Origin of the sequence: Cellvibrio fontiphilus, from assembly GCF_042646205.1 — a bacterium.
Classification (GTDB): domain Bacteria; phylum Pseudomonadota; class Gammaproteobacteria; order Pseudomonadales; family Cellvibrionaceae; genus Cellvibrio; species Cellvibrio fontiphilus_A.
Genome location: NZ_JBHRTF010000003.1, coordinates 709,407 through 718,056, shown reverse-complemented (window position 1 = coordinate 718,056; position 8,650 = coordinate 709,407). Strand labels below are relative to the sequence as shown.

Genomic DNA, 8,650 nt, shown 5'->3' with positions numbered 1-8,650 from the left:
CATTTGAGCCTCGGGATGAAAACTCCGGAAGAAATGCATGAAAAAGCCAGCTCTTTGTAGGAGCTGGCTTAAACAAAAACCGTCAACTTATTTTAGGACGGGACACGCGGCTGGCGTTACACTCAAGGGCATTGTTTGAATTGATTCTGCTGGTTTCACAGGGTGTTTTATGGCTGAAAAGCATATCTCCACGACCGCGCTAGCGCGCCAGATAGGTAAGGAAAGCAAGGAGCTGTTTATTCTGCTCACCAGTGGTGGCTGGATTGTAAAAGTGGATAACCATTGGCAGCTCACTGAAAAGGGTAAGTTTGAAGGTGGCATTTATGTCAATCATCCCAAGTTTGGTGAATACATTGCCTGGCCAGAATCCATCCAGCACCATCCTCTATTGAAACTCTTGCCCGAGGCTCCACTGAGCGCGACTAATCTTGCGCACAAATGGGATATCCCTGCACGTTTGGTTAATTTGCTGCTCGCCGAAAAGGGTCTCATTAAACGCTATGTGCGCGGCTGGCAGCTTGCTGATCGCGGCAAGATGTTAGGGGGGCAACAACATGAGGCGGAGTCAGGCATTCCTTTTGTAACCTGGCCAGAGACACTGTTGGATGAGCCGGAAATTATTGATGCATTGATGCAATTGCTGGGTGATGCACCAATCGCAGTGCAGCACCCGGCGTTAGATGGTCACCCAGTGAATAACGCCATGCAGCGACGCGTGGATAACTGGTTGTATTTAACGCGCACTATTCACGCGCGCGACTATCGGCTCCAATGGGGCCTCGATTATGCGCTAGCGGATTTTTATTTGCCGGAATTGGCACTGTGTGTGGAGTGCTGGGCGGACCAGTTGGGACAGGAGCAAAATCGCGCCGCCGTCATCGGTGAAGAGTTGGAAAAACATCAGCTCTATAAAAAACACAAGGTCGCGTTTATTGAGTTTCGCGATGAAAATATTCATCAGGTAGACGAAATACTCGCCCGTGAATTTTTGCGGCGCGGTGTGGCGATCTATTAATCTGACACTATTTATTCGCTGAAATACAGCAGATCAATATCATCAAATTAGGAAGCAATAATATGGCAAGTGTATTCACCCTGATTATGGAAGGAAAAATCCCCGGGAATTTTGTGTGGCAGGATGACAAAGCCGTCGCCATTTTAACCATCCAGCCCATTCGTCAAGGGCATGTATTGGTTATTCCCCGCGCAGAAATAGATCAATGGACGGATTTGCCATTAGAGATTGCTGCGCACCTTATGCAAGTGAGCTCAAAAATCGGTAATGCTTTAAAGGTTGCGTTTCCTGCAACCCGCGTGGGCATGATGATTGCCGGTTTGGAAGTGCCACACACTCATATTCATTTGGTGCCCATGGATTCAATGGACGATTTAAGTTTTGCGTTTGCAAAAAATGCAGCCCAGCAAGCACTGCAGCAGACGGCAGCAGCTATTCGTTCTGTATTACAACAACAGGGGTACAGCGAAGCACAAGGTTAAATTTCCCGGTTTATGAACCTACTTCTCCCGCCTGACAGCGCGCTTTTCTGGCTAAGCACCTTGCTTGGCTTGCCGCTATTGTTGGTAGCTATCCGGCATGCGCCATGGCAGCAGCTACTGGTTAGCCAAACACGCCAGCATATTATGTTTGCCGCTGTTCTGGCGTTGGCGTTTTTGTGGCTGTTGCAAGTGGACGTGCGTGGAACCATTGCTATCCATCCGCTATTGATGACGGTTACTACCATGGTGTTTGGCTGGAGTTTTGCGTTGATTATCGGCGCCTGCGCACTTGTCGCTCTGGAGCTTTATCAATTACCACTGCGCAGCTTTCACATGGATTGGGATATGGCGCTTGCTCAATTTGAGCTAAGCACAGTACCTGTAGATTTCTGTTTAAGCGTATTGGTGCCAGCAAGTTGGGCTTGGTGCGTGTTGTGGTTGGTTGATCGATGGAAATTTAAAAATCCGTTCACCTATTTCTGGGGAGTGGGTTTCTTTGGTGCGATGCTAAGTTGCCTGCTGATCGGGGTGAGTGCCATTTTATTATTTGCGATTACGGGTAGTGAGATACATTTAAAAAATACGCAAGAGCATTTTTTTGTATTTATTTTGATGACATTCCCGGAAGGGTTTGCGAACGGTTTAATCGCTACTGTGATGACAGTGCTTTACCCGGATTTGGTTAAAACCTATCGCGACGATTGGTATCTAAAAAACTGATAAGTTTTTTCCAGTCTTTTATTTTCCACTCGTCGCGAGGCTTGATCAGGCGCGCAGCAGCGTCACAATGCCTAACAGAATAAATAGCACACAGGCTGCTTTGTGTGCGAAGCCGAGTGGCAGTTTGTCCATGAGCCATTTTCCGGCAAAAATAATTGGCACATTTGCTAACAACATGCCCAGTGTTGTGCCGGCAATGACCGCTGCAGTCATCCACATATCGGCACTGAATTTTGCTGCAAGAATCACCGTGGCAATTTGGGTTTTATCGCCAATTTCCGCCAGAAAAAACAACACTAATGTCGCTACAAAAGGGCCGTATTGCGCAAAACGCCCCATGTCATCGTCTTCTTTATCGGGAATTAATAACCACAGCGCAATTGCAAAAAAGCTGATGCTAATAATCCAAGGGATCCACTGCTCAGGAATTACATCGGCAAGTAGTGCGCCGAGCCAGGCTGAGAGTGCATGATTAACCAATGTAGCGATCAATACGCCCAGGCTAATAATGTAAGGCCGGCCATAACGGGCAGCGAGAAATAATGCGAGCAACTGCGTTTTATCGCCAATTTCTGCGATGGCAACGGCGAGGGTTGAGCTGAGGAACGCTTCCATAACAATACCAGGGCGGGAATGAAATACATGAGATATCACCGCATCCCGCCCGGGGCTGCAGTGGTATCTCAGGTCTCATCAATCCCATATGCAGGGCGATTTATCGCCACATAGAGGACGTTTTTGCCATGCTTCGTGAATCTCTTTTGTAAGAGTAAAGCAAGTATGTTGACAAAAACGCTCGGAATTACAGATAACAATTACTGATTTTAGCGGTAATGATTATCAAGTAGTTTGAGCAGATTACTCCCCTGAGGGGTTCGCGAATTATAGTGACTTGAACTCCATCCATCAAGCCGCTAGTTACGCGGCAATCGATACATGATGCCACCATCGTATGGTAGTTTAGGTAAGTGTTTTTCCATCAACAAAATGGCGTCATCATAAATTTTGCGCACATCAGGCGTTGAGCCAATTTCCATGCGACGAGACAGCATGGTCACCGGGAATAAACATTCTTTAGTGTTTTTTACACAGAGCGCACGGCTGCGTCCAACGGCATCTTCGTAAACTTTCCATTCAAATGTGTGGGGGAAATCGGCTAACAAAACGTTACCGAGTACAACGCCCATTGCCTGTTGGGTTTTGTAATCATCGCGCGCAATCCAATTGCCATTCACCAAGCGCTGCAGCGTGTGCAAGTCGGAAAGATCCCGACGAATATTGCTACCAATTTTAGTTTGTGCAAGTTCGCTCACGCTGGTTATCTCTTGCTCCATTTTGCTTTTATCCATCCAACTTAATTCTTTTATACTGATTTCTTTTTCTTCAGTGGCAACAACTTTTTTGGTATCGGAGACAACATTAAGCGGGGCATATTGTGCGTAACTGATATTCGCTACGGCAAATAAAGCAATTACTGTTATCAGTTTGTATCTGTTCATAAAAAACTCCTGCGCTAACGATAATCAAAGGTTGCGTGATGCTTCATTCACTTTGCTAGTTTCATGTGTGGTAAATAATAAAGGTTGGGGATTGATAGTTTCCCAAGGCACAGAAAAACCATCGCCATTGATGACGCGCAGGTGCCGCATACGCAATTGCCGTGGTTCGGTCAAACCACAGGAGTGCGCAATCATGGCAACACTTTTGGTGAGGTTTTGTTGATAGGCGGCAACTCGCTCTGCCTTGTCTGTAGGGTCCAAACCTTTTTGCAGTTTTATATTGTGGGTTGTTATGCCGGTCGGGCAGGTATTTTTGTGGCACTGCAATGCTTGAATGCAACCTAGTGCAAACATGAAACCGCGCGCGCTATTTACAAAATCGGCACCGCAGGCAAGCGCCCAGGCGACCATATGCGGTGTGATTAATTTGCCGGCAACGATAATTTTGATGCGTTCTTTAAGGCCTGCCTGTTCCAAAAGCACTGCAAGCCATGGCAGTGTTTCCTTAATCGGCAAGCCCACATGATCTAGTAACGGTTGCGGCGCCGCGCCGCTGCCACCATCGGCACTGTCAAGTGTTATGAAGTCAGGCGCTGACTCAATTCCCTGCTGCTGAATTGCTTTAATCAAATCAATTAACCAGGTTTTTTCACCTAAGACTGCTTTGAAACCAACCGGCTTACCGGTTACGTCGCGAATATGATTAATCATGGCTAACAGATCATCTACCGAGTGGATATCTGTGTGCCCGTTAGGGCTTATTGACGCATTGCCCTCAGTTATTCCGCGAATAGCGGCTACTTCGGCCGACACTTTCTCTGCAGGCAATATGCCGCCTTTGCCAGGTTTGGCACCTTGACTCAGTTTGATTTCAAACATTTTGATTTGCGGTTTGGCGGCGAGTTCCCGCAAGTGCTTATCGCTTAAATTGCCCAGTAAATCCCGCACTCCGTATTTGGCGGTTCCTATTTGGAATACTAAATCGCAATTACCCTCTAAGTGGTAAGGCGACAAACCGCCTTCGCCAGTATTGAGCCAGCAGCCCGCTTTGGCGGCGCCTCGTGATAGTGCCAATATCGCTGGTTTGGAGATGGCTCCGTAGCTCATACCTGAAATGTTGAAGATTGAATTGGTGGTGTAAGGCGATGCGCAAAATGGGCCAAGTGTTACGGGAGCGGCAATCAGCGCGCCTTCCTCCTGTACCGGGAAGGGGGAGTTCAGAAAGAGCAGGGTACCGGGCTTGTTCAGGTCAAGCGTGGAGCCAAAACCTATGTTGCTATCCACGTTTTTCGCGGCGCGATAAACCCAAGAGCGATCAGCGCGGTTAAATGGCAACTCCTCGCGGTCTTGGGCATAAAAGTATTGGCGGAAAAACTCGCCCAGATTTTCAAAGAAATAGCGAAAACGACCTATGAGTGGGTAATTTTTACGGATGGTGTGGGTGTTCTGGGTAATGTCGGCGATATACATAATCGCCAGTGTGAGCAAGATTAAACCAACAACCGTGATGAAGGTGACTTCCAACCAGGTGAGCAGTTTGAGTGCCCAGTGCATATCTGCCATCTGTATTTAGCTCCACAAATTGGAAAGGGGTATTTTACGAGGTGAATTACGAATATTGGCGTCAATATTCGTAACGAAAGAGTTATTTTTTGCGTGATCCAATCACTTTGGCTGGATTTCCTGCAACTTTGCTGTAATCCGCTACCGATTTTGACACCAGGCTATTCATGCCAACTACTGCATAATCGCCAATGCTTACTCCATCCACTATGCCCGCATTGGCCCCAATCCAAACATCCCTGCCGATGCAAATGCCCTTGGAGGTGACTGGTTGTGCACTGATGAGTCGCTCTGATTCCATGCCATGATTAAACGCATAGGCGTGGCTGTAAGCTGCAAGGCGGCTATGATCGCCGATTTGGATGCCCTTGCTGCCGCCATCCAGGCAGACGTGGTGATTGATGGAGACTCCCTTGCCGATATTGATGGGGCCATGAATGACACAGTCTGCTGCTATGTAAGAATCATCACCGATGACAATGGGGCGGCCTGGTTCGGCAAATAACCGCGCTTCCGGGGCGATAAAACAATTATTGCCGATCTGAATGGTTTCCATCGCCAGCAAATAGCGCTGCCATTCATCCTGCCACTCCTGTGCCCATTGACGTTGGGCAGGTTTCAATCGGGCGTAAAGCCAAGGCATATAGCTCAGGCGCAATTTGTGTTGAAGGCGGTAGCGATCACTGGTGATGTCGGTCATGGATTGCAGGGACTTGTGCCTGATAAATAATTGGTTGGGGATTATAGGCGTAAGCTAATTAGCAATGAATACCAAAGTGCTGTAGGAATAGGCGACAATAACGCGACGTGACAAGGGCATAAGATTGTGTGCGCGAAAAGAAAAGGTGCCCGTCGGCTGTAGGTGATTGGTTTGTTCGCTTGGTCGCGAGCGCTCCTGCAAACTGCAGCAAGCTGGACACAAATCGAAACATGGAGTGTCGAAATAGACACTCTTAGGGGTAACCCGTCATTACGACAGCCGTAGCGGACACCTGTTTTGATTATAGTCATGAGAATTATTGATGCTAGCCCCAGCTTAGTTTTTTAAGTTTCAATATTTATTCTTTTATAGCTGAAATATTCTATTAATCTTTATCTGCTGCAGTCATCCACGGCATAAGAGTTTTGCATGTACGAATTGATTGATGAAACAAGTGAGTTTCTGGTCATCTATAAAAAGCCAGAGGTAAGCTTTCATAGTGATGCGGGCTCTGTGGGCTTGTTTGAATACTGTAAACAACAGCAAGGCTTGGCAGAGCTTTATCCTGTACACCGATTGGATAAGATTACTTCCGGGCTGTTGGTATTTGCAAAAACAGCCGCAGCAAATAGCGCGCTAACAGCCGCTTTCCGTGCACGGGAAATACAAAAATTTTATTTGGCGATAAGTGCAAAAAAACCAACCAAAAAACAAGGGTTGATTAAGGGCGATATGACAGCTGCAAGGCGAGGCGCATTTAAGCTTTTGACCACCCACAATAACCCGGCTATTACCCAATTTTTTAGTAAAAATATTGCACCGGGCCGGCGGCTTTTTTTGATAAAACCTCACACTGGCAAAACCCATCAAATCCGCGTGGCATTAAAAAGTATTGGCGCCCCAATTGTAGGGGATTTGCTCTACGCGGATACAGCCTCAAACAATCATATAGATCGAACCTACTTGCATGCCTATAGTCTTGGTTTTGAATTGGCTGGGCAGCAATATCGCTATACGCTCTTACCAAAAGAAGGCAGTTATTTTTCCGATGCTGCTTTTTTAAATGCCATTGATGAGTGGCGAGAGCCATGGTTGTTGCCCTGGCCAAAGGTGTAAATCAATGTACAGATATAGTTACTTTTTTTTGAGTGGCATTGCTGTGCTGGCAATGCTGTTGTTGGCTTCTTTCTATTTTTATAAAGACGCAGCGGCTACTGAAACCCGCAGCGCAGCGCAAGGTTATCAATTTTTTAAAATGCCTTGCTGGTTTGATGCCGATTGGACTGCTGAGATTGTATGTGGAGAATTACATGCGCCGGTAGTAGCAGGTTTTTTTCGCTTGCCGGTTGTGATTTTAAAAGAGGAGTCAGCTGAGCGCCGTGCGGATCCTGTTGTTTATTTACAGGGTGGGCCTGGTGCCAGTGCTCGTTTGCATACCGAAGGAGTAAAAAGTTGGTTGAGTTGGCAGCGTTATGCAGACATCAAACGCGATATTATTTTGATTGATACGCGCGGTACCGGGCACAGCAAGCCAGCATTGGTTTGTGCAGAATACAATCGCACCAACCAGAGTTTATTAACTAAACATACTTCGCTGACTGAAGAGTTGGCGCTGGGTCAGCAACTGGCGTATGAATGTTTTGATGACGCAGTAAAGGCAAATCCTGCGCTGGATTATCGTCACTTTAGCAGTATTGAATCTGCGCGAGATGTTCGGACGCTGATCAATCTGCTTGGTTATGAAAAATGGAATATTTTGGGGGTTTCCTACGGCACTCGCTTGGCATTGGAAATTGCGCGGCAGGAAGCGCTGGAACCGCAACAAGCGAAATTACAATCAATGGTGTTGGATTCCGTTTATCCCGCAGGTTTTGGTGGTGTGCAAACCTGGCCACAGGTATTGGATGACGCCTTACAAAAGTTTTTCACCGGTTGTGCAGTAACGCCTGAATGCAGTGCAGTATTAGGGAGTGCAGAATCGCAAGTTCAGCAGGCATTTATGCAAACCTTGAACAGTTTGCGCGCAGCCCCGATAGCAATCACGATTAAACACTGGGATGGCGAAGCACCGATAAATTTCCTGTTGAATGACCACAGGTTTTTGTCAGCAGCATTTGCATCCACCTATACGCCGCAAGATTGGTTAAAAATTGCTGAGGCAATAACCGGTGTTGCAAAGCGCAATCGCGAAGCAATAAAGCCTTTGGTGGAGCCTTTTGTGAACCAAAGTATGAGCGCAGACTTTAATAGCCTAACTTTCACTGCGGTTGACTGTGCAGATAACCCGGTGATGAGTGAACAAGATTTTCTGGCAAGCGTTAATCAATACCCTTTGTTGCAGGAATATACTCGCGATCAGTGGCGTTACCAATTATGTCATCGCCTGAGCGCAGCATCGCCGCTGCAACTCAGCGAGCCACTGGTGCCTAGTTTATTATTGGCAGGAAGTTTAGATCCGATTACGCCTGTTGATTGGGCGCGCAGAGTTCATGCGCAATGGCCCGCTAGTCAATTGCACATCAGTGAAAATGTGGCCCATTCGGTATTGGGAAGCGAGGCCTGCTTATTACAGTCGCTGATAAATTTTTATGATCATCCCACAGAGATATTTCAAGGCTGTCAAAACTAGGGTGGGCAGAGCAACCCTTGGTTCGATAAAAATAAAATACTT

9 protein-coding genes are annotated in these 8,650 nt (G+C 47.0%); 5 read left to right on the top strand and 4 right to left on the bottom strand.

The annotated features are described in order from the left end of the window. The first annotated feature begins 169 nt into the window (after positions 1-169). The 3 genes from ACFODX_RS08705 (at position 170) to ACFODX_RS08695 (ending at position 2,217) form a co-directional block, all read left to right on the top strand. Positions 170-1,015, top strand: coding sequence for a 4-alpha-glucanotransferase (locus tag ACFODX_RS08705; protein ID WP_378118107.1), 846 nt, complete (start codon positions 170-172; stop codon positions 1,013-1,015). A gap of 62 nt (positions 1,016-1,077) precedes the next feature. Next, positions 1,078-1,497 carry an HIT family protein gene (locus ACFODX_RS08700; RefSeq protein ID WP_378118105.1) on the top strand — a complete coding sequence of 140 codons (420 nt, stop codon included), beginning with the start codon at positions 1,078-1,080 and terminating at the stop codon, positions 1,495-1,497. 12 nt (positions 1,498-1,509) lie between these two features. Further along, on the top strand, positions 1,510-2,217 hold the full coding sequence (locus ACFODX_RS08695; RefSeq protein ID WP_378118103.1) for a hypothetical protein: 708 nt from the start codon (positions 1,510-1,512) through the stop codon (positions 2,215-2,217). Between the two features lie 45 nt (positions 2,218-2,262). On the opposite strand, the gene ACFODX_RS08690 is transcribed toward ACFODX_RS08695, so the two are convergent. The 4 genes from ACFODX_RS08690 to ACFODX_RS08675 all read right to left on the bottom strand — a co-directional run bounded on the left by ACFODX_RS08690 (position 2,263) and on the right by ACFODX_RS08675 (position 5,979). Further along, positions 2,263-2,832: a TMEM165/GDT1 family protein gene (locus ACFODX_RS08690; protein WP_378118101.1), complete on the bottom strand. Its 570-nt coding sequence runs from the start codon at positions 2,830-2,832 to the stop codon at positions 2,263-2,265. Positions 2,833-3,131: 299 nt separating this feature from the next. Further along, positions 3,132-3,716, bottom strand: a complete 585-nt coding sequence (locus tag ACFODX_RS08685; RefSeq protein WP_378118099.1) for a DUF3806 domain-containing protein — start codon at positions 3,714-3,716, stop codon at positions 3,132-3,134. Positions 3,717-3,740: 24 nt separating this feature from the next. Continuing rightward, positions 3,741-5,279 carry an FMN-binding glutamate synthase family protein gene (locus ACFODX_RS08680; RefSeq protein WP_378118097.1) on the bottom strand — a complete coding sequence of 513 codons (1,539 nt, stop codon included), beginning with the start codon at positions 5,277-5,279 and terminating at the stop codon, positions 3,741-3,743. Between the two features lie 82 nt (positions 5,280-5,361). Then, positions 5,362-5,979 carry a DapH/DapD/GlmU-related protein gene (locus tag ACFODX_RS08675; RefSeq protein WP_378118095.1) on the bottom strand — a complete coding sequence of 206 codons (618 nt, stop codon included), beginning with the start codon at positions 5,977-5,979 and terminating at the stop codon, positions 5,362-5,364. Positions 5,980-6,408: 429 nt separating this feature from the next. Here ACFODX_RS08675 and ACFODX_RS08670 point away from each other — a divergent pair, with 429 nt between their 5' ends. Beyond that, entirely contained in the window at positions 6,409-7,095 is a 687-nt protein-coding gene (locus ACFODX_RS08670; protein ID WP_378118093.1) for a TIGR01621 family pseudouridine synthase, read from the top strand. Between the two features lie 4 nt (positions 7,096-7,099). Further along, complete coding sequence (locus ACFODX_RS08665; protein ID WP_378118091.1) at positions 7,100-8,608, top strand: alpha/beta hydrolase; 1,509 nt, start codon at positions 7,100-7,102, stop codon at positions 8,606-8,608. The last annotated feature ends 42 nt before the right edge of the window (positions 8,609-8,650 follow it).